The following is a 26,154-nucleotide window of genomic DNA, read 5'->3' as shown; positions in this document are numbered from 1 at the left end:
CTGTGCGATGCCCGGCGGCACCACACCAGGCTTTTTGCCGCTGTCCGGGGGCCGTTGCGCTTGGCAGTGCCGGGTGCGGCGGATATACGCATCCGCACCATGAACGATGCCATCCGATCGGCCCCGCCCGTGCCGCTGCAAACCTCTGACATTCCGGTTGTTTCGGTGGTCGTGCCGACCTTCAACGAGCGCGACAATGTCACCACGCTGTACCGGCGGCTGGAGGCGACGTTCAAGGACGTGCCGTGGGAGGTGGTGTTCGTCGACGACAACTCGCCCGACGGCACCTGGCAGGTGGTGCGCGAATTGTCGCGCAATGACAACCGGGTGCGCGGCATCCGCCGCATCGGCCGCCGCGGCCTGTCCGGCGCCTGCATCGAGGGCATCCTGGCGGCCAGTGCGCCGTATGCCGCCGTGATCGACGCCGATCTGCAACATGATGAGACCCAGCTGCCGAAGATGCTGGCGCTGCTGCAGAGCGGCGCCGCCGAGCTCGTGGTCGGCAGCCGTTACATCGAGGGCGGCAGCGCCGCGAGCTTCGACAGCAAGCGAGCCGGCGCCAGCGCCTTCGCCACCGAGATCGCGCGCCGCGCGCTCAAGGTCGAGGTCAACGACCCCATGAGCGGCTTCTTCATGATCCGCCGCGATCGCTTCGAGCAGATCGCGCCGAAGCTCTCCACGCAGGGCTTCAAGATCCTGCTCGACATCGTCGCCAGCGCCGAGGGCGGGCTGAAGACCGTCGAGGTGCCCTATACGTTCGGCTCGCGGCTGCATGGCGAGAGCAAGCTCGACTCGATGGTCGCGCTCGACTTCCTCGGCCTCGTGCTGGCCAAGATGACCAACGACGTGGTGTCGCTGCGCTTCCTGCTGTTCGCCATGGTCGGCGGCACCGGTCTCGTCGTGCATCTGGCGACGCTCTTCCTCGGTCTCAATGCGTTCGACATGCCGTTCGCGGAGGCTCAGGCGCTCGGCGCCTTCGTCGCGATGACCTCGAACTTCATCCTCAACAACTTCCTCACCTATCGCGACCAGCGCCTGAAGGGCTTTGCCATCCTGCGCGGCCTGCTCGCGTTCTATCTGGTCTGCTCGGTCGGCCTGCTCGCCAATGTCGGCGTCGCCTTCTCGGTCTACGACCAGGAGCCGATCTGGTGGCTGGCGGGCGCCGCCGGTGCGCTGATGGGCGTGGTCTGGAATTACGCGATCTCCGGATTGTTCGTCTGGCGCAAGCGATGACCTCTGCGGCAGCTGCCGACGACGCGGGCCTGGCGCGCAACGTCTGGCTGATCATCGCGGGCCTCGTCGTGCTCAGGCTGATCGCGGCCGCGGTCACGCCGATCACCTTCGACGAAGCCTATTACTGGATGTGGTCGAAGCATCTCGCCGGCGGCTACTACGACCACCCGCCGATGGTTGCGGTCGTGATCCGCCTGGGCACGCTGGTCGCCGGCGACAGCGAGCTCGGCGTGCGGCTGGCCTCGATCCTGCTTGGCCTTCCCATGAGCTACGCTGTGTATCGCACCGCGCAGATCCTGTTCGGCAGCGTGCGCGTGGCGGCAACCGCCGCGCTGCTGCTCAACGTCACCCTGATGGCGGCGGTCGGCACGCTGATCGTGACGCCCGATGCGCCGCTGCTGGTCGCATCGAGCTTCGTGCTGTTGTTCTGCGCCAAGGTGCTGGAGACGGGCAGGGGCGTTTGGTGGCTCGCCGTGGGGGCTGCGGTCGGCGCGGCGCTGCTGTCGAAATACACCGCATTGTTCTTCGGCGCCGCGATCCTGATCTGGCTCGTCGCCGTGCCGAAGCTCCGGCATTGGCTGGCCTCGCCTTGGCCGTATCTCGGCGGCGCCGTGGCGTTTGCGATCTTCTCGCCGGTCATTTTGTGGAATGCCGATCACCAATGGGTGTCGTTCATCAAGCAGCTCGGCCGCGCCAGGGTCGAGGACATCAGGCCCGTCTACATCGCCGAGATCATCCCGACCCAGTTCGCGTTTGCGACCCCGCTGGTCTTCATCCTCGGCCTCATGGGCCTCTACGCCCTGGCGCGGCGCAGGGCGGGCGAGGCGGCGGCGCGGCTGCTGGTCGAGGTTATGGTCTGGGTCATCGTCGTCTATTTTGTCTGGCACGGCCTGCATGCCCGGGTCGAGGCCAACTGGTTCGCGCCGATCTATCCGGCCTTCGTCGTCGCCGCGGCGGCGGCCGCCCATCTCGTCGCATGGAAGCCGCGCGAGCAGCGCACGGCGGCCTTCTGCCTGCGCTGGGCGCTGCCAGCCGGCGTCGTGATGTTCGTTGCGCTGATCGTGCAGGCCAATACCGGGCTGCTCTCCGGCTACAGGCGCGACGCTACCGTGCGCAGCGTCGGCGTCGGCTGGCGGCCGCTCGCCGCAGAGATCGAAGCGGCCCGGGTGCGCGCCGGGGCCAACTGCGTGCTCGCCATGGATTACGGCACCACCGCGTGGCTGTCGTTCTATCTGCCGCGGGACACCTGCGTGCTGCAGCCGATCCAGCGCATCCGCTGGGTGAACTTTCCCGAGCCTGATCCGGCCAAGCTCGCGGGAACGCAGCTGCTCGTCGACGAGGCGCAGATCGGAACGCGGTTCTACACCACCAACGCGTTCGCCCGCGCCGAGATGGTGGGCGAGGCGTCGCGGATGCGCGGTCCCCTGACCATCGAGACCTACGCCTTCTACGCGCTCAGGGAGCCCAAGGGCGAGGTCATCGATCGCACCCCGCCGCCGGAGCTGCAGCGCTGACGGCCGCATCAGGCCTGCTGCGGAATGATGTCCCCCATCGACTTGTCGCGGCTGTGGATCGCAACCATGTTGATGCCCGCGTCGACGGTCTTGTAGCCGCGGCGCTCGAGCCATTGCCGCAGCTGGTCGGCATCGGTCTTGATCTTTTCGATCAGCATGATCGGCGTGCAGCGCTCGATCGTCGACGCGGCGCCCTCGAGCGCCTCGATCTCCATGCCTTCGACGTCGAGCTTGATCAGGTCGCAGCGCGGCAGGTTGAAGTCGTCCAGCGGCAGCTTGCGCACCTCGACGGTGTCGTTGGCGTAGTCGATGGCCTGCCCGATGAACTCGGTATTGGGGCGCTGGCGCAGCTCGAGGCTGCCGAAGCTCGACGGCGTCAGATAGTTCGGGCTCGGGATGTTCAGCACGCCGCGCTCCGATGAGACCGCGGCATGGATGGCGATCGCGTTGAAGCAGTTGTTGATCGCGATGTTGCCGGCGAGCGCGTAGTAGATCCGCTCCTGCGCCTCGACCGAGAGCACCGAGCCCCAGCCGGTCATCGCCTTGGCCCATTCGATCGTATGCACGCCGATATTGGCGCCACAGTCGATCGCGACCGCGCCGTCGCCATGATGCCGGCGACGCACCAGGAGCAGGCGAACGGCGAGCTGCACCTCCGAGGGGTCGAAGGCGCCGCTCTCGAGGATCTGATAGCCCACGCCGTAGCCGCGGGTGGCGTCGACCATGCGATAGTCGAGACGGTTGACGATCATGGTGCCGTGATTGCTCGAGGCCAGAACGAAGGCCAGCTTCCGGTCGGGGATCTGCATGGAGGTCCTTCTCGTGTCGTTTCGGCAGGAGCGGACGCGGTACGATGTGCCGACACGGTGATGCAGGGAATCGCTCGCTACCATACCGCCGCCCATGGCTGAGCGCCGCAGACTCCGGAATGCTACGGGTGCTGCGCAAGCGCAGCCGGCGTCTGCCGGGCCTCGACCGCCCCTGGCCCGATCGGTCCGGTTGAGAGGGGTGACCCACGCACCCCTTTACGTGACCAATACTTGCACCGGCATGGCAAAGATCCTCGGGTCGGCGCGGGAGCAGGGCCCGTTGATCAATGAAGACTGCGTATTTTACCTTGCCAATGCTTCGCAACGAGAGATCATCGACTGCGCCGGTCCGTCGCAGCTCAATCGTTAACGCGATCTGCGATGTTTTACGGATTTGACGGAAGGTCGAATGCTGTCGCCCCGGAATCTCCCGGTGCGGCATTATTGCTTCGATCTGCAATTTTGCCCTGTTTCCGCCCTCTTTGCCGGCAAAACAGACGTTCATGGTTAACCCGCCCTTAATCCGTCAAAACTTAATCAGCATTTAACTAAAAGTCGCCTTAATGAAGCTCGGTGCTTCTGCGAGATGCAAAGCGGGTGTCCGTGACGCATCGCGTGAGAGTTTTCGAGTATTCGTTCGGGCGTGAGTGAATGAGTAAAAGTCGAACTGCGTTGGCTGCACGAAACCGCAGGAAATCCTCCCTGATCGCGTTCTCTCACAAATTGATTGGTGGCGCGGCTGTCGCGTGCCTGATCGGAGGCTGCGCCGTCTTGGTCTATACCAAGATCATCGCGGCCGACGCCTATCCGACGTTGGGCAGCATCGAGCAGGACGAGCCCGTGGTGCGCCCGGCACTGCCGCGGATCGTGGCGCGTAGCGCGGCTGATGCCGTGGGCGATGCGTTCTCGGCCTTCCCGGAAACACCGGCGACGACCACCGTCGCCGCCATTACGCCGCAGATGTTCAACGACCGCTTCGGCGCGGCCGTGCCGCAGGGCATCGCCTCCAACGCCGCCGCCGGTGCGCCGCCGCTGCCCAGGCTCGCCGACGCTGCGCCCAAGCTGCTCGAGACCAAGCCCGCCGACGCCAAGCCGGCCGAGGCTGCCAAGGTCGCGGAAGCCCCGAAGAAGGACGCCCGGCCGCCGATGCAGCTGGCGCTCGCCAACACCAATCCGAAGCAGCCGGCGAAGCCGCAGGCCGACGCTCCGGCGCAGGCCGCCGAGGGCAACGGCGCCAAGGGCAACGGGTTCTCGCTGCGCGCCATGACCGAGCGCGCCAAGGCGGCGGTGCTGTCGATCGCCGGCGAACGGCATTCGATCCAGGAAAAGCTCTGGGGCAAGCCGGAGAACCAGGATGGCGGGCTCTTGGCCTACGCCTCGGCTGACGCCAACATCACCGCCAGCATCGCCAAGGATCCGACCCGAGGCGGCCGGCCGCCTTACGACCTGAGCACCGCGGTCTACGACATCTCGGCCAAGGCCGTGTATCTGCCCGACGGCACCAAGCTCGAGGCGCATTCCGGCCTCGGCGACAACCTCGACAAGCCGAGCTCGGAAAAGATCAAGATGCGCGGTGTCACCCCGCCGCATATCTACGAGTTGAAGCCGCGCGAGGCGCTGTTCCACGGCGTGCCGGCGCTGCGGCTCAATCCGATCGGCGGCGAGGATGCCATCCACGGCCGCAACGGCCTGCTGGCGCACACCTTCATGCTCGGCCCGAACGGCGACTCCAACGGCTGCGTGTCGTTCCGCGACTACTCCGCGTTCCTCGATGCCTACAAGACCAAGGGCATCCGCAAGCTCGCCGTGCTCGCCCGCATCGAGTGACGCGGGCTGGGGGGCCTCGTGATCCCAGGTCCCGTAGGGTGGGCAAAGGCGCGGCACCGCTCTCGCTCCACGAAAACACTTAGTTGGCGCCGTGCCCACCATCTCTCGAAACAACACGCTGCTTGCCGGTGGGCACGCTGCCGCCTTCGGCGGCCGCTTTGCCCACCCTACGTATCCTGCTTGATGCACGCACGGCATCGCGTTCTCGCGGCGGATGATGCCCGAGTGTTGGTGTCGACATCGCCCTCGAAAATCGTGAGAGGGCGCGGGGAATGCCGGGTGAGGGCCTCACCCATGGCCCGCCTGCAGAAAAGAAAGCAGGCGGCAGTCACCACAGGTTCAGCCGCATCATCCGGCATTCCCCGCGCGATGGCCTTACGGCTTATACGTGGTCTCCCTGGTGCGCCGGCTGTCTGGCCACCATCGGTCGGAGCACGTCGGGCTCCACAACCTTGACACCAGCGTCGGGGTGTCAGGACATCACGACTTCGCCGTGCGCGCCGGATCGTTCGTCCGCATGATCAGATCACGCTGCGACCGACGCGCCCACCGCATCCCGCCCTCCACGTTCGTGACGATCGCGAGGCGTCCCTCTCATGAGGACGGGACGCGGGCATGATGCATGATTTCTGATTTTTGAAAACAGAAAAATCGCGGGCCGATCGGCTGGCGCGGCTGATCTCATTGAACGTCTTCAACAAATGAGTTTCTCCGCGCATCCGTTTCGCGGCCCGCGATGGGCGCTGATCGGCTGCCTGATCAGCAAGACTGCGCAGCTGATTTGCCCGACGGGCAGTCTGATTGTTGCAAATTCGTCGCGGTGCGCGGGCGAGCCGCGAGCGCGCCTCACGCTCCGGCCTTGACGGCTTCGGAAAATTCTGCGCATAGCTCTGCCCCATCGAAATCGGACCGCCGCATTCTGGCGCTCCCTTGAGGATCACGACCGTGTTGAGCCTACGCTCACATCTCGCGAACGTCGCCACCAACGAACGACCGTTTACCTGGTCGCGCGATCGGTTCGGCATGGGCGTCGCCTGTCAAGGTCCAAGCTATCTCGTGCTGTCCCTGAGCAAATCGGGACGCCCAATTCAAGCAGAAGCGTAACCGGCGGCGGGATCTCACCCTCCGCATTTCGAGCGGAGGGTCCGATGACCCGCATGACGAGCCAAGATCCCGACATTTGCGAGCATGCGCGAGCCCTGTCCTCGCCGGTGGCGATCGCTTTCGTGCGCATCGTGATGGCGTGCCGCGGCGTCAGCGAGGCAGCGGCCCGCCAGATCTATCTCGACTACATCAACGGTGTTCGTCCGGAGCGCGCTCCGGACGAAGGCAGCTGTATTCAGGCGCATCGCCATCGATGAGCCTGCCAGGGAAAAGGAAAGGAGGTCCGCGATGTCAGCAACACACCCCGCGCTCGTGCTCAACGCCGACTTCCAGCCGTTGAGCTACTTCCCGTTGTCGGTGGTCTCTTGGGAGGACGCGATCAGGGCGATCGTCAGCGGCTCTCACGTGGTCGTCGCGGAGTACGACCGCGTCGTGCGGAGCCCGAGCGTCACGATGCGGTTGCCCTCGGTGATCGCGTTGCGCGACTACGTCAGGCCGGCGATGCGCGTGCCGTTCACGCGCTTCAACGTCTTCCTGCGCGATCGGTTCGAATGTCAGTACTGCGGAGTGCGCCATCTCCACGGCGAGCTGACGTTCGACCACGTCGTGCCGCGCGCCGATGGCGGCGACACGTCGTGGACCAACATCGTCGCCGCCTGCAGTCCCTGCAATGCGCGCAAGGACCGGCGTTACGTGAAGCCGCGGCGGCCGCCGTTCGAGCCGACGCGGCACGAGCTGATGGCTGCACAGCGCCTGTTTCCGCCGCGTTTCCTGCACGTGACGTGGCAGGACTATCTCTACTGGGACGTGGAGCTGGAGCGGTGATTGCCTCCTTGCTCGCGTATGTAGGCCGGATGAGCCCACGTCGCCGCCAAATAGGCGGCGGCGTGGGCGATATCCAGATTCTCGTGAGCTGTGTGTGAACCCGGAAGTCGCTTCGCTCATCCGGGCTACCACTTGCCTCGTGCTTCGGCGGACAGCTTGTTGATCGGCATGCGATGTTGCAGCGGTCTCATCGTCATTCCGGGGCGCGCGCAGCGCGAGCCCGGAATCCATAGCCACAGCCTTTCATGTGGCACGAGATGCGAGTGGCGCCTGTATTCGACAAACTTCCGCTCGTGGTTATGGATTCCGGGCTCGCGCTACGCGCGCCCCGGAATGACTGCGAGGATGTATTTGCGTCTGTGACCAGCGAACGAGTTAGAATTTCAGATGTAGTTACTAATTAGCACTTGAATAATAAAATTAGTTGATCTATGTGCAGCGTCCTTCGCTTCGGCCATGGGTTCGGGCTCGTTGAGATCCCGACCGGTGCGCGCTGGTCTCCGGTGGCGTATTCCGCTGAAGAGAGGATGCAGTTGCAGGTCGCCGTTCCCTTTGGGCCGGCCCTGCTGCAAAAGGATAGCTCAGTGGGTAGAGCAGATGACTGTGAATCATCGGGTCGCGGGTTCGACTCCCGCTCCAGCGCTCCGGAATAGCTTGAAAGCTAGGCGCCTCTTCTGACGACGAGGACCGGACGCGCGCTTCAGTCGCGGTCCGGCCGTTTTGCTCCGAGGCAATGCCTCGGACATTGCGACCTGATCAGGACACTGCAGAACCGGCTCTGTGTCGCGGTGGATACCGCGTCGCGTATCGCCGGGACAGCTTGCGCATCGCCACGTCCGCTTCGGCGGCCGTGAGATGCGCAGGCGCCCGTGCGCATGCGACGCTCAAGCCGCGGCCCGCTCGGTTCAGGCAGGAAGCGCCGTCCGGTCCTCACGTCCTTTGAATTTCAAACTGCTGCGGGCGCAGGCCTGCAGCCAACAGAGCAGGGCCCGGCATCCGGCCGGACCTTGCGTGACAGGAGAGTGCCATGAGCTGGCATGTGATGATGAAGACGCAGACGGTGGCGGATGGCGAGCGGGCGCTGGTCTGGCGTGACGGTCAGCTCGTGCGCGTGCTCGGTCCCGGCCGCCATGCGCTGCTCGATCCGATGCACCGGCTGAAGTTGCAGTTGTTCGACGTGGTCAAGGCCGAGTACCCGGCGGATCGTTACGCGGTGCTGAAGGCGGCGCGGCCCGATCTCGCTGGGGAGCTGTTCGCGGCAGTGGAGACGGGCGCGGATGAGATCGCGATCGTCAGCCTCGACGGCCGGCCCACGCACCTGCTGACGCCCTGGCAGACCCGCGTCTACTGGAAGGTGGCGACGCAGGTCGAGGTCGAGCGGATCGACATCACCAGCGACGTGCGCGTGAGCGCGCGGCATCTGGCGATGATCGAGCGCAACCGCCCGGGCATCGTGACCGAGGTCGTGGTCGAGAACCACGAGGCCGGTCTGCTGCACGTCGACGGCAAGCTGTCCGAGCGGCTCGCGCCGGGCCGGCACGCCTTCTGGGCGGTCGGCCGCAAGATCGAGGTCAAGCGCCTGGATCTCAGGCCGACCGCGCTGGAGATCACCGCGCAGGAGATGCTGACCAAGGATCGCATCGCGCTGCGGGTGACCTTGACGGCGTTCCGCCGGATCGTCGATCCGGAGGCGGCGGTGGCGACCACTCCTGACGTGGATGCGTGGCTGTACCGGCTGGTGCAGTTCGCGATCCGGGAAGCGGTGGCGTCGCGCACGCTCGACGAGGTGCTGGCGGCGAAGGCCTCGCTCGATGCCGAGCTGCGCGACTACGTGCGCGCGCGGCTCGACGGTTCGGGCGTGGAGGTGACGGAGCTCGGCGTGAAGGACGTGATCCTGCCCGGCGAGATCCGCGAGCTCGTCAACAAGGTGGTGGAGGCGGAGCGGGTGGCGAAGGCCAACCTGATCCGCCGGCAGGAGGAGACCGCGGCGACGCGCTCGCTTCTGAACACCGCCAAGCTGATGGAGGAGAACCCGCTGCTGTTGCGGCTCAAGGAGCTGGAGTCGCTGGAGCGCCTGGTCGAGAAGGTCGGCCGCATCGACCTGCATGCCGGCGACGGCGCAGGCCTCGATGCGCTGCTGACAAAGCTGGTCCGGCTGAAGACGCCGGATGCGGCGTGAGCTGCAGCATCGCCGATAGACTGATGAGAAAGGCCGCCTACGGGCGGCCTTTCGACTATTTGGGAGGATATGAGACAGAGTTGAAATCCCAACTGAGTTTCGGGAGTTTGGATTCCGGGCTCTCGCTGCGCGAGCCCCGGAATAACGAGGGGAGAGAGTGCGGAATCTCTCTCCTCGTCATTCCGGGGCAGCCGCGAAGCGGATGAGCCCGGAATCCATAACCACGGCTGTCCGATGGCGTACTATGTCTATCTGCTAGCAAGCAAGAAGCACGGCACGCTGTATCTTGGCGTGACAAATGATCTCGTCCGCCGTGTCTATGAGCACAGGTCCAAGGCCGTTCCGAGCTTCACGTCCCGCTACGACGTCGGAAAGCTTGTCTGGTTCGAAATCTACGACGATGCGATCACCGCGATCACGCGCGAGAAGGAATTGAAGAAGTGGCGACGCGATTGGAAGATCCGGTTGATCGAGGAGCAGAACCCGAATTGGGATGATCTGTATCCAGGCTTATGTCGCTGATCGCTCGCGTCAAACTGTCATAATGCGTATGGATTCCGGGCTCTCGCTGCGCGAGCCCCGGAATGACGGGTGGAGAGGGTCTTCGCTCTCTCCACCCGTCATTCCGGGGCAGCCGCATTAGCGGCTGAGCCCGGAATCCATAACCACGACCATGAGTGGAGTGCTCCTTTCCCGCCACATCGTGCCGAACTTCGGCGGGACGGTGTGCGTCGTTACTTTACAAACTCGAAAATTCCTGTAAGAGCACGCGCCAACTCATTCGGCGGCATTCCGCCCGCGAGAGACCCATGTCGATTTCGAACACACGTCAGAGAGAGGAGATCGCGCTGCCGCTGCTGCGGCGTCGTGGTCGCGTCCTGTGCGTGCCGGTGGTCTCCGCGGCAAGCGCGCTATCCCGTCACAATCAGCTCGCAGCATAGCGAGGCAGCGGATCGATCCTCTGCCTTGAAGGCCAGAGAGACGATCCGTCCGGCTCAGGTCCCCTCGGGGACGCCCCATCAGATCCATCTCTCTGTTTGCATCAACTGATATGCGCGGCATCACGCCATGCAGGTCTGCCACACGGGCGCCGCGTTGGTGCTCGTGGGTCCGCATTCGAAGACGAGAGAGGAGGATCACATGAGAGCCGATCCCTATCAGGAGCGCGCGCGACAGCTGGCGGTCGAGGCCGGGCTCGATCCGGATGCGCGGGTCGAGCGGCCCGGGCAGCGCGCGATGCCGTTGTGGTGCACCTTCCGCGATGCTGCGCGCAAGGAGCAGCTCGCGCGCGAGGTCGACGCGCTGGCGGACACCGTGGCGAGCCGGCCGCAGGCGGCGCAGTATCAGAACAGCCCGCTGAAGGTGTTCGGCCAGCACGAGGACGCGACCATCGCGCAGATGAAGAACTGCATGGCCGTGGGCAACGCCGTGGCCGGCGTGATCTGCGCCGACGGCCATCTCGGCTATGCGCAGCCGGTCGGCGGCGTGATCGCCTATGAGAAGCAGATCAGCATCTCCGGCGTCGGCTTCGACATCGGCTGCGGCAACATGGCGGTGCGGCTCGACACGCCCTTCAGCGCGATCGAGGACAAGGTCGGCACGATCATCAAGGACGTCGCCAAGGTGATCTCGTTCGGCGTCGGCCGCAAGAACGCCGAGCGCGTCGAGCATGAGTTGTTCGATGATGCCGATGCTTGGCGCGCGTCCGACATGGATGCGTACCGGCAGAAGGCGGTCGGACAGCTCGGCACGGTCGGATCGGGCAACCACTATGTCGATCTGATGCGCGACGAGACAGGCTTCGTCTGGATCGGCGTGCATTTCGGCAGCCGTGGTCTCGGCCACACCTCGGCGACGCGCTACCTCAAGGCCGCCGGCGGCAAGGACGGCATGAACGTGCCGCCCGCCGTGGTCGACGAGGACTCGGAGGTCGGGCAGCGCTACATCGCCGCGATGCAGCTCGCCGGGCGCTACGCCTATGCGGGACGCGAGTGGGTGGTGGAGCGCGTGCGCCAGATCATCGGCGGCAGCGTCACCGACAGCGTGCACAACCACCACAACTACGCCTGGCGTGAGACGCACGACGGGCGCGATCTGTGGGTGGTGCGCAAGGGCGCCACGCCGGCCTTTCCGGGCCAGCGCGGCTTCGTCGGCGGCTCGATGGGCGACGACGCCGTCATCATCGAGGGCCTGGAGTCGGAGGAGGCGAAGGCCTCGCTGTACTCCACCGTGCACGGTGCCGGCCGCCTGTTCGGCCGCAGGGAGGCGAAGCGCCGCTTCACGCGCGCCGAGATGGACGAATGGCTGCAGGGCCGCGGCGTCACCCTGGTCGGTGCCGACCTCGACGAAAGCCCGATGGCCTATCGCCGTCTGCCCGAGGTGCTCGCCGAGCACGCAGGCTCGGTGAAGGTCGTGCACACCTTGCGGCCGTTCGCCGTGGCGATGGCCGGCGAGGGCGAGTTCGATCCGTTCAAGGATTGAGCGAGTGCTCGGTTGAAACCGCATCGAAACATCACGGGCCGCTCACGAGCGGCCCGTCACCTTCCGGAGGATCTGATCATGACCGAACTGACCTGGCGCGCCGACTACATCGAGACGATCGCGAATTTCCTCTCGGCCGAGGAGTGCGATGCCTATGTGAACTGGGGCGAGGCCCTCGGTTTCACGGACGCGCCGATCTCGACGTCGCTGGGCATGATCATGGCCAAGGACGTGCGCGACAACGAGCGGGTCATGGTCGACGATCGCGATCGCGCGCAGGCGCTTTATCAACGGCTCAGCCGCCACCTCGCGCCGACGTTCCAGCATCGCTGGCAACCGGTCGGGCTGAACGAGCGGCTGCGGATCTATCGCTACGATGTCGGCCAGAAGTTCGACTGGCATCGCGACGGTCATTTCGCGCGCGACAACGGCGAGCGCAGCTATTTCACCTTCCTGATCTATCTTAACGATGATTTCGAAGGCGGCGCGACGTCGTTCTGTGACGACACCGGCCTGATGCCGGAGGGGCCGCTGCGCATCAAGCCGGAGCAGGGCATGGCGCTGCTGTTCCATCACCCGATCATGCATCGCGGCGATCGGGTGATACGGGGCCGCAAATACGTGCTCCGAACGGACGTGATGTATCGGCGCATGACATGAGGGGCGAGCTCTCTCCTCGTCATTCCGGGGCAGCCGCGTCGCGGCTGAGCCCGGAATCCATAACCACGAGCGGAAGTGGATCGAAGACAAGCGCCACACGCATCGCGCGACACACCCTGGCCTGTGGCTATGGATTCCGGGCTCGCGCTGCGCGCGCCCCGGAATGACGGCGGAGAGGGAGGCGAGGGCTGCGGCAATGAACGCGAGCGTGGCCCACGGCTACAAATGAATCAGACTGAACACGAGACCCGCCATGATCGACGGAAACACGCTGATCGCCTGGGGCTTCAAGCCTGGCCGCTGGTTCAAGGACGGGCTGGCGACGGCCAACGCGATGCGGGCCGATGGCGCTGACGACGACGCGATCTTCATCGCGCTGCAGGCCTTGCAGCCGGCGGAGACGTTGATGCGCACCAATGGCGTGCCGTTTTCGATGCTGATCGAGGCGGAGAACGAGCTCGAGCGTGCCAATGTCGCGGCGGTCGCGCAGCACATGGACGCCTTGATGCGGGTGCCGACCATCGTCGCCGGTGCTGTCATGCCGGACGCCTGCCCGTCGGGCACGGCGCTCGGCACCATCCCGGTCGGCGGCGTGGTGGCCTGTGAGGATGCCATTCACCCTGGCTTCCACTCCTCGGACATCTGCTGCTCGGTGGCGGTGACCGTGTTCGGCCGCAACGACGATCCGAAGCGCATCCTCGATGCGGTCCACGCCGTGACCCATTTCGGTCCCGGCGGACGCGACCGGCTGCAGCAGCCGCCGGACGAGGTGATGCAGGGCTTCGAGTCCAATCCGTTCCTGAAGGGATTGGAGCGCTTCGCGATCGGCCACTTCGCGACCCAGGGGGACGGCAATCATTTCGCCTTCGTCGGCCATCTGAAGTCGAGCGGACAGCCGGCGCTGGTGACGCATCACGGCTCGCGCGGGCTCGGCGCGCAGCTCTACAAGCGCGGCATGGCCGCGGCGCGCAGGCACGCGGCGATCCACGCGCCGAAGGTCCCGGAGCACAGCGCCTGGATCAAGGCGTCGAGCGACGACGGCCGCGCCTATTGGGACGCGCTGCAGACGGCGCGGCTGTGGACGCGCGCCAACCATCACGCCATCCACGATCTCGCGGCGGCGAAGCTCGGCAACAAGGTCGTCGATCGGTTCTGGAACGAACACAACTTCGTCTTCCGGAAAAGCGATGGCCTGTACTACCACGGCAAGGGCGCGACGCCGAACTGGTCGGGCTTCTCGGCCGACGACGATGGCCGCACCATCGTGCCGCTCAACATGGCCGAACCGGTGCTGATCCTGAAGCATCGCGACAACAAGGACGCGCTCGGCTTCGCGCCGCATGGCGCCGGCCGCAATCTCGGCCGCAAGGCGTTTTTGCGCGCGCATCGTCCGGAACTGCCCGAGGGCATCGATGCGCGGTTCTATTGCGGCAAGCCCGATTTGTCGGAGCTGCCCCAGGCCTACAAGAACGCAGCCTCCGTGCGGGCGCAGATCGCACGTTTCGGGCTCGGCGAAGTCGTCGACGAGGTGATCCCCTACGGCTCGATCATGGCCGGCGACTGGGAGGACAGCGCGCCGTGGCGGAAGAAGCGGTGAGGGCCCATCGTTCGTGGCGTTGCGTGTAGCCGCGTCGCTTGCAGCTGATCGGGGTGGTGGCGACCGCCGGCCGGCTCCGATCCTGGCGCTCTCTTGCCAATCCTGTTAGCAGGTCGCCGTGAACGAGGAGACCCCATGTCCGAGCCCATCGTAGCGCCCGCGCCGCGCTCGCCTCTGCTGTCAATCTGGTGGGCGCCGCGCCGGGCGGCCGATGACATCGTTGCCGCGAGGCCGGGCGCATGGCTGGTCCTGTTGCTCGCCGTGTTCGGTGGCATGGCTGGCGCCGTCAATCTGCTGTCCGGCGTGGTCGGCACCGGGGGCGGCCTGATCGACGGGCGTCTTCTGCTCGGAGCGCTGCTGGTCGGCGGCAGCCTGTTCGGTCTCGTCACCCTCTACGTCTCGGCTTACCTCCTGAGCAGGGTGGGGCGCGGGCTCGGCGGCGAGGTCTCGGCCGCGACGATGCGTGCGGTTTTGGCCTTCGCGATGCTGCCGAGCATTCTGGGTTTGCTGCTGAGCCTGCTGGTGGCCTGGCTGGTGCCGTCGGTCAGCAGTGCCGTGTTGCAGCTGATCAGCGGCGTCTGCACGCTATGGGCGATCATCGTCGCGTTGTTGATGCTGGCGCGCGCCGCGCGTTTCGGCGTCGGCAAGACGCTGCTCGCCTATGCCGTCGCGACGTGGTTGATTCCCGTGCTCGCGGCGTCGCTGATCAGGAGCTTTCTTTTCCAGCCGTTCAGCATCCCGTCCGGCTCGGACGTTCCTACGCTCCTGGTTGGCGACTACGTGTTCGCCACCAAATACGCCTATGGTTATACCCGCTTCTCGATTCCGTTCTCGCCGCCGATCTTCTCCGGGCGCCTGCTGGCGCGCGACCCAGCGCGCGGCGACGTCGTCGTGTTCCGTCTGCCGGACGGCCAGACCGACTACGTCAAGCGGATCGTGGGACTGCCGGGCGACCGCGTGCAGATGAAGGACGGTCAGCTCTTCATCAACGATGCGCCGGTCGCGCGCGAGCGGATCGATGACCTCGTCGATGCAGATGCCTGTGGCACTGAGAGCGTTGGCCGGGTCAAGCGTTGGCGCGAGACCCTGCCCAATGGTGTCAGCTACGACACGCTCGATTGCGTCGACGGAGGCTACTACGACACCACCAACCCGTACAGGGTGCCGCCGGGCCATGTGTTCACGATCGGCGACAATCGCGACAATTCGACCGACAGCCGCATGCTGACGGCCGTCGGCTACATTCCGTTCGAAAACCTCATCGGCCGCGTCGGCATGATCTTCTTCTCGCGCGAAGCCGGCGCGCCCGGACATGTCCGCTTCGAGCGGATCGGGACCGTGGTGCGCTAGACCAGCGCGGCGCCATCGCGGGCGATGATGGCGAAGCGATCGGACAGTTCGGCAAGCGCGACCTCGTGGACCAGCGCCGCCGGCAGCGTGCCGCCCTTGCCGTCCGGCAGGTCGCGCGTCGCGCAGCTCTGCGCGTCGATGGTGACGCGCCAGCCGAGATCGAGCGCGGCCCGCGCCGTCGACGACACGCACATGTGCGTCATCAGGCCGGCGAGCACGACGTTCTTGCGGCCGGCTTCGGTGAGGCGGGCCTGCAGATCGGTGCCGGCGAAGGAATTCGGCAGCGTCTTTTCGATGACGGCCTCACCCGCGAGCGGCGCCACCGCTGCAACGATCGCGCCGCGCGGCGCCTCGCGGTCGAACAGGCTGCCGGCCTTGCCGCGATGGGCAACGTGGATGATCACGCTGCCGGCGGCCCTGGCGCGGGCGAGCAGGCGGGCCGCCTGCGCGATCGCGGCCTCGGCGCCGGGCAGCGCCAGCGGGCCGTCGCGATATTCGTTCTGGATGTCGATCAGGACGAGGCTGGAGTCCGCGAGGGCGGGCAGGCTGAGATCGGTGCCGGCCAGCTGCAGCAGCGTCGGAGGGAGGGTCATGGCTTGGTCCTGCGTTATGAGTTGACCGGCGCAGGATAGCCGGGATTCGGCCTGCAAGATTGCAGGTAAGTTGCAGCCATTGGCTGCAGGATTGCAGGCTATGGGTCGCCGTGCTACGGCCGAACAATGAACCCTGGTGATTTGAACTGGGACGACCTGCGCATCGTTGCCGCCGTGCGCGATGCTGGCAGCTACGCCAGCGCCGGCGCACGGCTGCGCATCGACGAGACCACGGTCGGCCGGCGGCTGTCACGCATCGAGGCCGCGCTTGGGGTCCGGCTGTTCGAGGCGGTCGACGGCATGCGCCGGCCGACGGCGGCCTGCGAAACGGTGCTGGCGCATGTCGAGGCGATGGCCCGTCACGCTGCCGAACTCGCGCGGGTCGGCGCCGTCCAGAGCGGCGTCGGCGGCCGGTTTCGCATCGCTGCGACGCCCGCCGTTGCTGAAGGCATCCTTGCACCCCAGATGGCCTTGCTGCTGGGCGCACATCCCGGCCTGCGGCTGCACGTGCTCACCGCCAGCTATAATGTCAGCTTCTCGCGCTGGCAGGCCGACTTTGCCATTCGGTTGCGCAAGCCCGACAAGGGCGACTTCACCATCACGCGGCTCGGCAGCGTCAGGCTCCATCTGATCGAGCCGGCGAACGCGGCGCCGGACTTCGTCTGCGCCTATCCGGACGCGCTCGATGACATTCCCGAGCAGCAGGTCCTCAAGCAACGCAAGCTCATCGATGCCGCGCGCTGCATCACCGACAACGTGCGGGTGATGTCGGAGCTGCTGCGCAGCGGTCAGGCCGCGGCGGTGCTTCCCGAGCACGCCTGCCGCGATCTCCTGTCCGACCGCACGCTGCGGATCACGCAGCTGCCGCGCCGCCGTGACATCTGGCTGCTGGTGCAGACGCATCTGAAGCGCGATCCCGCCGCGCGGGTGGTCATCAACTGGCTGCGGGATTGCTTTGCGGACTATCAGGGCGCGCAGGATAGATAGGGCAAAGGCGCTGCCGATGGCGTCATCCGCTGCACAAAGACAATTTGTGATCCGCATGAGACGCTCGCGCCGCGTCCTCGTCTGCTTGACAGCTCAAAGCCGGGCAACGCAACGTGCGGCTGGCGGGAGAGTCTCCCGCCCGCTTTCGTCCTGGATCTCGCATGACCACGGCTCTGCATCGCAACTCCTTCCATGTTCTCGGCGCGACGCCGCGCGACCCCGCTTCTCGCCTGTTTCAATTGGCCGAGGCGCCGGACACCACGGGGGATGCTGCGGCACGGCGGCGCGCCTGTGCGGAGCTGCTCAATCCACGCGTCCGGCTGGTCGCGGAGCTCGGCTGGCTGCCCGGCGTGCCGCAACAGGCGCAGGCGCCAGCTGCCTTGAGCTGGCTCGATCGCGTTGACGAACCCGGTTCGAAGGACGAACTGCCGCCGCTCGCACTTGCCAATCTCGTGGCGGCCGAGATCGAGCGCCGGCCGCGGTCGATGGATCGCGAGGCGATCACCGGCAGGATCCTTCACCTTGCCGCCACCTGTGAACGGATCGACCTGGAGCGGCTGCGCGAGGACATCAACGCCGATCGGGCCGCGTGCGGCCTTCCGTCCGTGACGAATCCGGAGGCGCTCAGCGGCGCGCTCGAGGGCCAGCGGCGCTATTTTGCGCGCGTGATGCGCGACCTGGTGGACGGGCTGCCGACCGGCGAACTGATCGACACGGTGTACGCGATCATCTCTCGGAGCACCCGGTACGGCACCTGCGCGGCGCCGCGGCTGGTGAGTGATCTTGCGGCCATCTATGAGCGCGAGGCGCAGCCGTTCATGGCCGGCGAGATGGCCAACGCCGACCGGCTGATCGCGCGGATCCGGGCCGAAGCCGCGCAACGCGACAGCCGGATGACGACGACGATCGATGCGCTCGACAGGGTCGCGTCAAACTGGACGCGGGTGATGCGGCCAATGCAATTGCTGCAGCGGGCCAATGGGGTCGATCATGCGACTAGCAGTGAACTCGCGCTGCGGATGCGCAGCCTCGCGATCTGGCTGTGCAACGACCAGCGCATGATCGACGCGATGCGACGGATCTATGCGATCCTGCGTCGTGAGTTCGGCCTGCTCGCCGATCTCTCGGCGCGTCTTGAGCAGGATCTGGCGCCGGCGCCACGGCAGGCCGGCTGACGCCACGCCGACCGCGGACGAGCGCGTCAGCGCCACGCCGCGAGCTGGTCCTTGGCTTGTGTCCTCAGGACGGGACGGAGCAACTCGATGCGGCGTTGCGCGGCATCGAGGTCGGCCTGCCGGTAGTTGTAGTCCAGGCAGCGCACATTGTAGTCCGCAACGAGACCGTTGAATCCGTTCAGCTGGGCCGGAGACTGCTCGTCGACCAGCGGGTCCATGACGTTGAGGCGCGCGCTTTCTGCCAGGCAATACAGGATTTCTGATTGCGTCAGCGAGCGTTTCAATCCTGCCTCGGGCTTGACCTCGGAGATCGCCGTCGACTGAAACGTGGTGGACTGCACGCTGGGCGAGGACGTTGGCGGCGAGCTCTGGATCGTCGGGCCCGGCGCATAAGTGATGACAGAGGTGGGCGTGTAGGTCGGATTCTTGGGAAGTCCGTAGGATAGGAAGAGCTTCGTGATCAGCAGGCCGACCCCGACGACCAGACCGAGATACAGTTTGGGCTGCTCCGCCGGCTTGGCCGGCGGGTCGACGCGATCGGGAATCGCTGAGACCTGAGCGGCCAGGCCGGCAAAGCCCATCGGCGGTTGATCGGTCATGATGTCGTCGTCTCGAATGAAGTCGTTGCCAATTCGTCCGCGGCTGCGCCGGTCGGACGTAGCGGCGGACGGATAATGATATGACCCAAATCCAAGATGCAAGAGGGCGCCGACCTTGCGGCGTGATCGGCGTCAACGAACGCGGACCGAACGCGTCCAATGCCGATCATCCAGCGGTTGCGTCGTGTCGGGACTTCCACCATGCCCCGGCGAGGCGCGCCTTTGCCCACCCTACACGCCCAAACAAAAAGGGCGCAGCTCGCGCTGCGCCCCTTCGTATTTGTGTTGGAAGCCGGACTTAGAAGTCCATGCCGCCCATGCCGCCGCCCGGAGGCATCGCGGGGCCGCCGGCGTTCTTCTTCGGCAGCTCGGCGACCATCGCCTCGGTGGTGATCAGCAGGCCGGCCACCGACGCTGCGTTCTGGATCGCGGCGCGCACGACCTTCGTCGGGTCGATGATGCCCTTGGACACCATGTTCACGTAGTCGCCCGACTGCGAGTCGAAGCCGTACGCATACTGCTCCTTCTCGAGGATCTTGCCGACGATGACCGAACCGTCCTCGCCCGCGTTGATCGCGATCTGGCGGGCCGGGGCGGAGAGCGCCTTGCGGACGATCTCGATGCCGGTCTTCTGGTCTTCGTTCTTGGCGCGGACGCCCTTGAGCTGCTCGGAAGCACGGAGCAGGGCGACGCCGCCGCCCGGCAGGATGCCTTCCTCGACAGCCGCGCGGGTCGCATGCATCGCGTCATCCACGCGATCCTTGCGCTCCTTGACCTCGACCTCGGTCGCGCCGCCGACGCGGATCACCGCGACGCCGCCGGCGAGCTTGGCCAGACGCTCCTGCAGCTTCTCACGGTCGTAGTCCGAGGTGGTCTCCTCGATCTGCGCCTTGATCTGGGCCACGCGCGCCTCGATGTCGGCCTTCTTGCCGGCGCCGTTGACGATCGTGGTGTTCTCCTTGTCGATCATCACCTTCTTGGCGCGGCCGAGCATGGAGAGGTTGACGTTCTCGAGCTTGATGCCGAGATCTTCCGAGATCGCCTGGCCGCCGGTCAGGATCGCGATGTCCTGCAGCATGGCCTTGCGGCGGTCGCCGAAGCCCGGCGCCTTGACAGCAGCGACCTTCAGGCCGCCACGCAGACGGTTGACGACGAGCGTAGCCAGGGCCTCACCCTCGACGTCCTCGGCAACGATCACCAGCGGCTTGCCGGTCTGCACCACGGCCTCGAGCAGCGGCAGCAGCTCGTTCAGCGACGACAGCTTCTTCTCGTTGATGAGGATGTAGGCGTCGTCCATCTCAACGCGCATCTTGTCGGCGTTGGTGACGAAGTAGGGCGAGATGTAGCCGCGATCGAACTGCATGCCCTCGACGACGTCGAGCTCGGTCTCGAGCGACTTGGCTTCCTCGACGGTGATGACACCCTCGTTGCCGACCTTCTTCATGGCGTCGGCGAGGAACTTGCCGATCTCGGAGTCGCCGTTGGCGGAGATGGTGCCGACCTGGGCGATCTCGTCGTTCGACGTGACCTTCTTGGAGTTCTTGACGAGATCGGCGACGACCGCCTCGACCGCGAGGTCGATGCCGCGCTTCAGATCCATCGGGTTCATGCCGGCGGCAACCGCCTTGGCGCCTTCGCGCACGATGGCCTGGGCCAGCACGGTCGCGGTGGTGGTGCCGTCGCCGGCCGCGTCAGCGGACTTCGAGGCGACTTCGCGCACCATCTGCGCGCCCATGTTCTCGAACTTGTCGTCGAGCTCGATCTCCTTGGCGACGGTGACGCCGTCCTTGGTGATGCGCGGAGCGCCGAACGACTTGTCGAGGACGACGTTGCGGCCCTTCGGACCGAGCGTGACCTTCACGGCATTGGCGAGAATGTCCACGCCGCGCAGCATGCGGTCGCGGGCTTCGACGCCGAACTTTACGTCTTTTGCTGACATATTGGGTTTCCCTGAGTTGAAATGTCGGTCTCACCCTTGGAAAGGCGCCCGCAGGCGCTCCTCAGGGTGAGCGTTGTGCGAGCTTGGATCAGGCGGCCTTCTTCTTGGCGCCGACGTCGGTCAGGACGCCCATGATGTCGCTTTCCTTCATGATCAGCAGCTCCTGGCCGTCGATCTTGACCTCGGTGCCCGACCACTTGCCGAACAGCACGCGATCACCGGCCTTGACGTCGAGCGGAACCAGCTTGCCGCTCTCGTCGCGGGCGCCGGGGCCCACCGCGATCACTTCGCCCTGCGAGGGCTTTTCCTTGGCCGAGTCGGGAATGATGATGCCGCCAGCGGTCTTCTCTTCGGCGTCGATGCGCTTGACCACGACGCGGTCGTGAAGCGGACGGAAAGCCATACAGTCCTCCTAAGCAATTGAAGCGATTGTCAGTTTCTGGAGATTTGGCAGTCGGTGCCAGCGAGTGCCAGCACGCGGGCTGGATTTAGGCGAGAGTTTTCGGCCGGGCAAGGGCTTGTAGCAGAAAAATTAGCAGTCCACTCCAGCCTCTGCCAAAGCGTTCCGACAGCGTTAACGGAAGCCGGCCCGGGCTCGGATCCGTATTAGCACCTAGGCTAAGTGGCTGCTAATGCAGCATATTTCAACCGGCCGTTAAACATTTAAGCTTGAGATGGGTTGAGGACATGCGTCACATTTCGAGAGCGTGAGCGCATCTTTGCCGGGTGGCTCCATCCCGGGTTGGCCACACGGACATGCGCTCCAGAAACGGAGGTTGGCATGGTGTCGAAGGTTGAGGTTTCCGAGGACTTTCGGAAACAGGTGCTGGGTTACGGGCTGACGACCGCGCAGATCCTGTATCGGATGCCGGACCATCGCTCGCTGCTGCAGACATACGTCTGGCAGAACTACGACCTGTTCCCGAAATTCCCGGCGCTGCAGGACTTCCTGGCGTTCTGGCAGGAGAAGCTTGAGGGGCCGCTGTACTCGGTCACGGTGGCGCATTCGAAGCTCATCAAGCCTGCCGAGCTGCGCGCCGTCGACGGCGTGTTCCGGCTGCATTGAGCTGAAGGCCACCGTAGCCGCCTCATTTGCCGGTGTCATTCCGGGGCGCGCGGAGCGCGAGCCCGGAATCCATCGGGCGGCAGAGCGCGCGGAGCAATGGATTCCGGGCTCGTGCTGCGCACGCCCCGGAATGACGACCTCGTGCGGAGCGTCTGCGGAGTTTCTTCCAACTGTGATAGCCTCAGGTCGAGGACTCGCAGGGAGAGCGCCATGGCCAGGAAGAGCCGCAGCACCACGTCAGCATCTCGCGCCGCCGCCAAGGCCGCGCCGCGTAAGACGGCAAAGACCAAGCCCGCGGCGAAGACCGTCGCCAAGACAGTTGCTAAGGCATCTGCCAACACAGCTGCCAAGACAGCTGCCAAGACAGCCTCGAAGCCCGGTCGGGCGGCTGCACCGTCCGCACGCAAGGCGCTCGCCACCAAGGGGCGGCCGGCGCCGGCGCCACGGCGGCCAAGGCAGAAGATCGCGATCAGCCATCACCGCGAGGAGGACTTCAAGGCCGACGGCCTGCGCGCCTATGCACACTACCGCGACCTCGGCATTGCCGCCGCGACTCACGGGCTGGCACGCGCGCACGTCATCCGCATGCTGCCGCCGTGCAACCCGCAGGAGGTGTCGAAGCTGCACACCCATGCGGTCGATTTCCAGATGGTCTACGTGCTCAAGGGTTGGGTGAAGAGCTATCTGGAAGGCACTGGCGAGACGCTGATGAAGGAGGGCAGCTGCTGGACGCAGCCGCCGAAGATCCGGCACATGATCCTCGACTATTCCGACGACGTCGAGCTGCTCGAGGTGATCCTGCCGGCCGATTTCAAAACGGTCGAAATTGTGGCCAACAACAATTAGACATAAAACTGCGGTTCCTCTAACCTTTGAACAAGGATTGGGGAATCGTCCGCGCCAGGGTCGTTGTAGCGGTGCGTGGCTCAGTCAGGCCAGCTGCAGATCGGCATCTGCGTCCCGCTGGCTAATGGCGAGCGTCAATCCTCCTCGTTCGGGAGGAACGCCAAGTGTTGCCCATCCATCGCGACGACATCGACTGGTTGCGCGCCCTCGCGGTGCTCGCGGTCGTCGCTTTTCATTTCGAGGCGCCGGCGATCTTCGGCGGCTTCGTCGGCGTCGACATCTTCTTCGTCATCTCGGGCTATCTGATCACCGGCATCATCACGGCCGAGATCGCCAAGGGCGAGTTCTCGTTCGTCCGCTTCTACGAGCGGCGGGTGCGGCGGCTGTTGCCCGCGCTCTACGTCATGGTTGCTGTCGCGGCGATTCCGGCGTCGTGGGACCTGCTGAACTCGGAGCGCGCCGAGTTCTTCCGCTCCGCGGCGGCGGTGGTCAGCTTCACCTCGAACATCTTCTTCTGGCTGCAGTCGGGCTATTTCGATCACGCGGCGGTGGACAAGCCGCTGCTGCACACCTGGTCGCTGGCGGTCGAAGAGCAGTTCTATCTGGTCCTGCCCATCGTGGTTTGGCTGGTGCTGCGGGGCGTGCGCGGCCGCTGGCTGCCGTTGATCCTGGCACTGCTCGCCGCCGGCTCGTTTGCGCTCGGTCTGATGCTGATGCGAAACGGCGCGTCCGCGAGCGCCTTCTTCCTTAGCCCGCCGCGTGCCTGGGAGTTCCTGCTCGGCAGCCTGGTTGCGGTTTCGGGCCTTCCGGAGCCACGGCCCGGCTTGGCTCAGCGTTCGGCGCGCGTGCTCTCGCTGGTGCTGATGGTCGTGCCGATCCTGTCGCTGCGGCCGGGACCGGGTTTCCCGGGCGTCGACGCACTGGCGCCGTGCCTGGGCGCTGCTCTGTTCCTGTGGAGCGGGGTGGGCGTCGCCAACGTCCGGCGCAGCCCGTTGTCACCGCTCGGCGTGGCCGGGTTCTTCGGCCGCATCTCCTATTCGTTGTATCTCTGGCACTGGCCGGTGTTCGCGTTCGCGCGCTTTGCCAAGCCGGGTCTCGCGCTCGATGGCTGGGAACGGCTGGGCCTGTTCATGCTGACGGTCGCGGTCGCCACGCTCTCCTGGCGCTTTGTCGAGCAGCCGTTCCGCACGCGCCGGCTCGTGGCCACCCCGCGAGCTGCCTTCGGCCTCGCGGCGGCGGCGAGCCTCGTGCTGCTCGCCGGCAGCGGCACCGGCCTGCTGCGCGCCGGAGCCCTGTCGGACGTCGACCGCGAGGCGCAGCGGTTCGATGCCTACAACGACTATGACAGGGCGCAGCCCTACCGCGTCGGCACCTGCTTCGCCACGCCGGACGGGCGGGTCGCGTCGGAGTGCCTGCGGACGGTGACCGGCAAGACAAATGTCCTGCTCTGGGGCGACAGCTTCGCGGCGCAGTACTACCATGGCCTCAGGGCGCAGCTCGATCCGGAGAGCGTCAACATTCTGCAGGCCAGCCAGCCGACCTGCATGCCGACCTTCAGCGCGGAGACGCAAGGCGTATCGGCTTGCCGCGCGCTGGCCGACCAGATGCGCGATTATCTCGCCACGACGCGGCCCGATCTGATCTTGCTGTCCGCGGACTGGCTCGAGAACGCGCGCCCGCCGCGCTTTCCCGGCATGGTGCGCGATCTCAGGTCGACGTTGCAGCGGCTGCAGGCCGCCGGAATCCCGGTGGTGCTGCTCGGCCCCGCCGTGCAGTTCCGGGCGCGGCTGCCGTCGATGCTGGCGCGGGCGACCTTGCGCGGCGTGACGCCCGATCCCGTCGCATTCGTCCGGTCGGACATCTTCGCGCTGGATGCGGCGATGCAGGCCGCTCTTCCGACGAGCGCGGGCTTTGCCTATGTCTCGGTGCTGGCGTCGGTGTGTGAAGGCGGCCGATGTCCGCTCACCACCGCCAATGTCCCGCTATCCTTCGATCATGCCCATCTCACGGCGCAGGGCTCGGAGACGGTCATGAGGAAGGTCGTGCCGCAAATTCTTCCCGGCGCGACGCAGCCCGGCTCAATTCAGCATCCCGACGATCGCGCCCATCAGGCACGTGGTGAGGGTGCCGGAGACGATTGATTTGAGGCCGAGCGCGTTGATCTCGTCGCGTCGCGTCGGCGCCATCGTGCCGAGGCCGCCGATCATGATGCCGAGGCTGGCGAAGTTGGCGAAGCCGCACATCGCATAGAGCATGATCAGCCGGGCACGCGGATCGAGCGCGGCGGTATCGAGCTTTGCGAGCTCGACATAGGCGATCAGCTCGTTGAGCACCGTCTTGGTCCCCATCAGGCTGCCGGCGGTGACGGCTTCCGACCACGGCAGTCCCATCAGCCAGCACACCGGCGCCATGACCAGGCCGAGCAGCCGCTGCAGCGAAATGGCGGCGCCACCGACCGCGGGAAGCAGCGACAGGATCGCGTTGGCGAGATGCACCAGCGCGACCAGTACCAGCAGCAGCGCGACGATGTTCATCAAGAGCTCGAGCCCGGCGCTGGTGCCCTTGACGATGGCGTCCATCGTCGAGGAGGCCTGCATCTCGGGATCGCCGAGCGCGCCGCCGGTGAGCTGCTTGCCGGTCTCCGGCACCATGATCAGGCTGACCAGGATCGCCGCCGGTGCGCCGAGCACCGAGGCGATCACGAAATGGGCGGCGGCATCCGGAATCAGCGGAGCAAGGAGCGTCGCGTACAGCACCAGCACGGTGCCAGCGATGCCGGCCATGCCGCCGGTCATGACGAGGAAGAGCTCGCTGCGCGTCATCTGCGCCAGATAGGGACGGATAAACAGCGGCGCCTCAACCATGCCGAGGAAGACGTTCGCCGCGGTCGAAAGGCCCACCGCGCCGCCGACGCCGAGCGTGCGCTCGAGCAGCCAGGCCATGCCGCGCACCAGCGGCGGCAGCACGCGCCAATAGAACAACAGCGTTGTCAGCACGCTCATGACCAGCACGATCGGCAGCGCCTGAAAGGCGAGCACGAAATCGGCGCCGGGCGCCTTGAGGTCGAACGGCAGGGCGCCACCGCCGACATAGCCGAACACGAACGACGTGCCGGAGCGCGAGGCCTGTGAGATCGCGCCGACCGCATCGTTGAAGGCGCCGAAGGCGCGCGCCACCGTCGGCACCTTGAGCAGCACCACCGCCGTCAGCAGCGTCACCACCAGCCCCAGCGCGGCCTGTTTCAGTGAGACCGCGCGCCGGTTTTCGCCGAGCGCCCATGCGATCGCCAGCAGTGCCACGATCCCGAATGCCGATTGCAGCTGAAGCATCACGTCCCCCCGAACCCCGGCGCGATTATGAGCGCAGGGTC

At 65.9% G+C, this 26,154-nt stretch carries 22 protein-coding genes; 16 read left to right on the top strand and 6 right to left on the bottom strand.

Features of this window, described 5'->3' with window-relative positions:
* Window positions 1-99 precede the first annotated feature (99 nt).
* Complete coding sequence (locus ACQR1I_RS12100; RefSeq protein ID WP_434864818.1) at window positions 100-1,233, top strand: glycosyltransferase family 2 protein; 1,134 nt, start codon at window positions 100-102, stop codon at window positions 1,231-1,233.
* Window positions 1,230-2,747, top strand: coding sequence for a glycosyltransferase family 39 protein (locus tag ACQR1I_RS12095; RefSeq protein ID WP_434864817.1), 1,518 nt, complete (start codon window positions 1,230-1,232; stop codon window positions 2,745-2,747). Before ACQR1I_RS12100 ends, ACQR1I_RS12095 begins: the two co-directional genes overlap by 4 nt.
* Before the next feature lie 8 nt (window positions 2,748-2,755).
* Here ACQR1I_RS12095 and ACQR1I_RS12090 read toward each other — a convergent pair whose 3' ends face one another.
* Window positions 2,756-3,556, bottom strand: a complete 801-nt coding sequence (locus ACQR1I_RS12090) for an FkbM family methyltransferase (protein WP_434864816.1) — start codon at window positions 3,554-3,556, stop codon at window positions 2,756-2,758.
* A 651-nt stretch (window positions 3,557-4,207) separates the two neighbouring features.
* Here ACQR1I_RS12090 and ACQR1I_RS12085 point away from each other — a divergent pair.
* The 9 genes from ACQR1I_RS12085 (at window position 4,208) to lepB (ending at window position 15,579) form a co-directional block, all read left to right on the top strand.
* Window positions 4,208-5,383: a tlde1 domain-containing protein gene (locus ACQR1I_RS12085; protein ID WP_434864815.1), complete on the top strand. Its 1,176-nt coding sequence runs from the start codon at window positions 4,208-4,210 to the stop codon at window positions 5,381-5,383.
* Window positions 5,384-6,531: 1,148 nt separating this feature from the next.
* Window positions 6,532-6,744, top strand: coding sequence for a hypothetical protein (locus ACQR1I_RS12080; protein ID WP_434864814.1), 213 nt, complete (start codon window positions 6,532-6,534; stop codon window positions 6,742-6,744).
* A gap of 31 nt (window positions 6,745-6,775) precedes the next feature.
* Window positions 6,776-7,312 (top strand): HNH endonuclease, encoded by a 537-nt coding sequence (locus tag ACQR1I_RS12075; protein WP_434864813.1) that lies wholly within the window; start codon window positions 6,776-6,778, stop codon window positions 7,310-7,312.
* Window positions 7,313-8,339: 1,027 nt separating this feature from the next.
* Complete coding sequence (locus tag ACQR1I_RS12070) at window positions 8,340-9,491, top strand: slipin family protein (RefSeq protein WP_434864812.1); 1,152 nt, start codon at window positions 8,340-8,342, stop codon at window positions 9,489-9,491.
* A 234-nt stretch (window positions 9,492-9,725) separates the two neighbouring features.
* Window positions 9,726-10,013 (top strand): GIY-YIG nuclease family protein, encoded by a 288-nt coding sequence (locus tag ACQR1I_RS12065; RefSeq protein ID WP_434864811.1) that lies wholly within the window; start codon window positions 9,726-9,728, stop codon window positions 10,011-10,013.
* Between the two features lie 618 nt (window positions 10,014-10,631).
* On the top strand, window positions 10,632-11,972 hold the full coding sequence (locus ACQR1I_RS12060) for an RtcB family protein (RefSeq protein ID WP_434864810.1): 1,341 nt from the start codon (window positions 10,632-10,634) through the stop codon (window positions 11,970-11,972).
* A 78-nt stretch (window positions 11,973-12,050) separates the two neighbouring features.
* Window positions 12,051-12,632: a 2OG-Fe(II) oxygenase family protein gene (locus tag ACQR1I_RS12055; protein ID WP_434864809.1), complete on the top strand. Its 582-nt coding sequence runs from the start codon at window positions 12,051-12,053 to the stop codon at window positions 12,630-12,632.
* A 253-nt stretch (window positions 12,633-12,885) separates the two neighbouring features.
* Window positions 12,886-14,229: an RtcB family protein gene (locus ACQR1I_RS12050; RefSeq protein ID WP_434864808.1), complete on the top strand. Its 1,344-nt coding sequence runs from the start codon at window positions 12,886-12,888 to the stop codon at window positions 14,227-14,229.
* Between the two features lie 135 nt (window positions 14,230-14,364).
* Complete coding sequence (lepB, locus tag ACQR1I_RS12045; protein WP_434864807.1) at window positions 14,365-15,579, top strand: signal peptidase I; 1,215 nt, start codon at window positions 14,365-14,367, stop codon at window positions 15,577-15,579.
* On the opposite strand, the gene ACQR1I_RS12040 is transcribed toward lepB, so the two are convergent.
* Window positions 15,576-16,172: a cysteine hydrolase family protein gene (locus tag ACQR1I_RS12040; RefSeq protein WP_434864806.1), complete on the bottom strand. Its 597-nt coding sequence runs from the start codon at window positions 16,170-16,172 to the stop codon at window positions 15,576-15,578. The genes lepB and ACQR1I_RS12040 overlap by 4 nt on opposite strands.
* Before the next feature lie 141 nt (window positions 16,173-16,313).
* Here ACQR1I_RS12040 and ACQR1I_RS12035 point away from each other — a divergent pair, with 141 nt between their 5' ends.
* Window positions 16,314-17,159 carry a LysR family transcriptional regulator gene (locus ACQR1I_RS12035; RefSeq protein ID WP_434865127.1) on the top strand — a complete coding sequence of 282 codons (846 nt, stop codon included), beginning with the start codon at window positions 16,314-16,316 and terminating at the stop codon, window positions 17,157-17,159.
* 380 nt (window positions 17,160-17,539) lie between these two features.
* Window positions 17,540-18,334, top strand: coding sequence for a hypothetical protein (locus ACQR1I_RS12030; RefSeq protein ID WP_434864805.1), 795 nt, complete (start codon window positions 17,540-17,542; stop codon window positions 18,332-18,334).
* Window positions 18,335-18,360: 26 nt separating this feature from the next.
* Here ACQR1I_RS12030 and ACQR1I_RS12025 read toward each other — a convergent pair whose 3' ends face one another.
* The 3 genes from ACQR1I_RS12025 to groES form a co-directional block, all read right to left on the bottom strand.
* Window positions 18,361-18,933 (bottom strand): hypothetical protein, encoded by a 573-nt coding sequence (locus tag ACQR1I_RS12025; protein WP_434864804.1) that lies wholly within the window; start codon window positions 18,931-18,933, stop codon window positions 18,361-18,363.
* Window positions 18,934-19,231: 298 nt separating this feature from the next.
* Window positions 19,232-20,872: a chaperonin GroEL gene (groL, locus tag ACQR1I_RS12020; RefSeq protein WP_257166717.1), complete on the bottom strand. Its 1,641-nt coding sequence runs from the start codon at window positions 20,870-20,872 to the stop codon at window positions 19,232-19,234.
* An 88-nt stretch (window positions 20,873-20,960) separates the two neighbouring features.
* On the bottom strand, window positions 20,961-21,275 hold the full coding sequence (gene groES / locus ACQR1I_RS12015) for a co-chaperone GroES (RefSeq protein WP_434864803.1): 315 nt from the start codon (window positions 21,273-21,275) through the stop codon (window positions 20,961-20,963).
* A gap of 378 nt (window positions 21,276-21,653) precedes the next feature.
* On the opposite strand from groES, the gene ACQR1I_RS12010 reads away from it, so the two are divergent.
* The 3 genes from ACQR1I_RS12010 (at window position 21,654) to ACQR1I_RS12000 (ending at window position 24,925) form a co-directional block, all read left to right on the top strand.
* Complete coding sequence (locus ACQR1I_RS12010) at window positions 21,654-21,938, top strand: usg protein (RefSeq protein WP_434864802.1); 285 nt, start codon at window positions 21,654-21,656, stop codon at window positions 21,936-21,938.
* Between the two features lie 210 nt (window positions 21,939-22,148).
* Window positions 22,149-22,784, top strand: a complete 636-nt coding sequence (locus tag ACQR1I_RS12005; protein WP_434864801.1) for a cupin domain-containing protein — start codon at window positions 22,149-22,151, stop codon at window positions 22,782-22,784.
* A gap of 164 nt (window positions 22,785-22,948) precedes the next feature.
* Window positions 22,949-24,925, top strand: a complete 1,977-nt coding sequence (locus ACQR1I_RS12000) for an acyltransferase family protein (protein WP_434864800.1) — start codon at window positions 22,949-22,951, stop codon at window positions 24,923-24,925.
* Here ACQR1I_RS12000 and ACQR1I_RS11995 read toward each other — a convergent pair.
* Window positions 24,863-26,113: a NupC/NupG family nucleoside CNT transporter gene (locus tag ACQR1I_RS11995; RefSeq protein ID WP_434864799.1), complete on the bottom strand. Its 1,251-nt coding sequence runs from the start codon at window positions 26,111-26,113 to the stop codon at window positions 24,863-24,865. The two genes, ACQR1I_RS12000 and ACQR1I_RS11995, sit on opposite strands and share 63 nt — an antisense overlap.
* Window positions 26,114-26,154 lie beyond the last annotated feature (41 nt).

This window comes from Bradyrhizobium sp. HKCCYLS2038 (genome assembly GCF_051167655.1).
Classification (GTDB): domain Bacteria; phylum Pseudomonadota; class Alphaproteobacteria; order Rhizobiales; family Xanthobacteraceae; genus Bradyrhizobium.
The sequence above is the reverse complement of the archived record's forward strand: the minus strand, read 5'-3'. Positions and strand labels throughout refer to the sequence as shown.

Coding starts and splice junctions, on each gene's coding strand:
- ACQR1I_RS12095 (WP_434864817.1), top strand. CDS start 1,230: ATGACCTCTGCGGCAGCTGCCGACGACGCGGGCCTGGCGCGCAACGTC.
- ACQR1I_RS12055 (WP_434864809.1), top strand. CDS start 12,051: ATGACCGAACTGACCTGGCGCGCCGACTACATCGAGACGATCGCGAAT.
- ACQR1I_RS12075 (WP_434864813.1), top strand. CDS start 6,776: ATGTCAGCAACACACCCCGCGCTCGTGCTCAACGCCGACTTCCAGCCG.
- ACQR1I_RS12010 (WP_434864802.1), top strand. CDS start 21,654: ATGGTGTCGAAGGTTGAGGTTTCCGAGGACTTTCGGAAACAGGTGCTG.
- lepB (WP_434864807.1), top strand. CDS start 14,365: ATGTCCGAGCCCATCGTAGCGCCCGCGCCGCGCTCGCCTCTGCTGTCA.
- ACQR1I_RS12040 (WP_434864806.1), bottom strand. CDS start 16,172: ATGACCCTCCCTCCGACGCTGCTGCAGCTGGCCGGCACCGATCTCAGC.
- ACQR1I_RS12005 (WP_434864801.1), top strand. CDS start 22,149: ATGGCCAGGAAGAGCCGCAGCACCACGTCAGCATCTCGCGCCGCCGCC.
- ACQR1I_RS12025 (WP_434864804.1), bottom strand. CDS start 18,933: ATGACCGATCAACCGCCGATGGGCTTTGCCGGCCTGGCCGCTCAGGTC.
- ACQR1I_RS12090 (WP_434864816.1), bottom strand. CDS start 3,556: ATGCAGATCCCCGACCGGAAGCTGGCCTTCGTTCTGGCCTCGAGCAAT.
- groL (WP_257166717.1), bottom strand. CDS start 20,872: ATGTCAGCAAAAGACGTAAAGTTCGGCGTCGAAGCCCGCGACCGCATG.
- ACQR1I_RS12100 (WP_434864818.1), top strand. CDS start 100: ATGAACGATGCCATCCGATCGGCCCCGCCCGTGCCGCTGCAAACCTCT.
- groES (WP_434864803.1), bottom strand. CDS start 21,275: ATGGCTTTCCGTCCGCTTCACGACCGCGTCGTGGTCAAGCGCATCGAC.
- ACQR1I_RS12050 (WP_434864808.1), top strand. CDS start 12,886: ATGATCGACGGAAACACGCTGATCGCCTGGGGCTTCAAGCCTGGCCGC.
- ACQR1I_RS12085 (WP_434864815.1), top strand. CDS start 4,208: ATGAGTAAAAGTCGAACTGCGTTGGCTGCACGAAACCGCAGGAAATCC.
- ACQR1I_RS12060 (WP_434864810.1), top strand. CDS start 10,632: ATGAGAGCCGATCCCTATCAGGAGCGCGCGCGACAGCTGGCGGTCGAG.
- ACQR1I_RS12080 (WP_434864814.1), top strand. CDS start 6,532: ATGACCCGCATGACGAGCCAAGATCCCGACATTTGCGAGCATGCGCGA.
- ACQR1I_RS11995 (WP_434864799.1), bottom strand. CDS start 26,113: ATGCTTCAGCTGCAATCGGCATTCGGGATCGTGGCACTGCTGGCGATC.
- ACQR1I_RS12065 (WP_434864811.1), top strand. CDS start 9,726: ATGGCGTACTATGTCTATCTGCTAGCAAGCAAGAAGCACGGCACGCTG.
- ACQR1I_RS12070 (WP_434864812.1), top strand. CDS start 8,340: ATGAGCTGGCATGTGATGATGAAGACGCAGACGGTGGCGGATGGCGAG.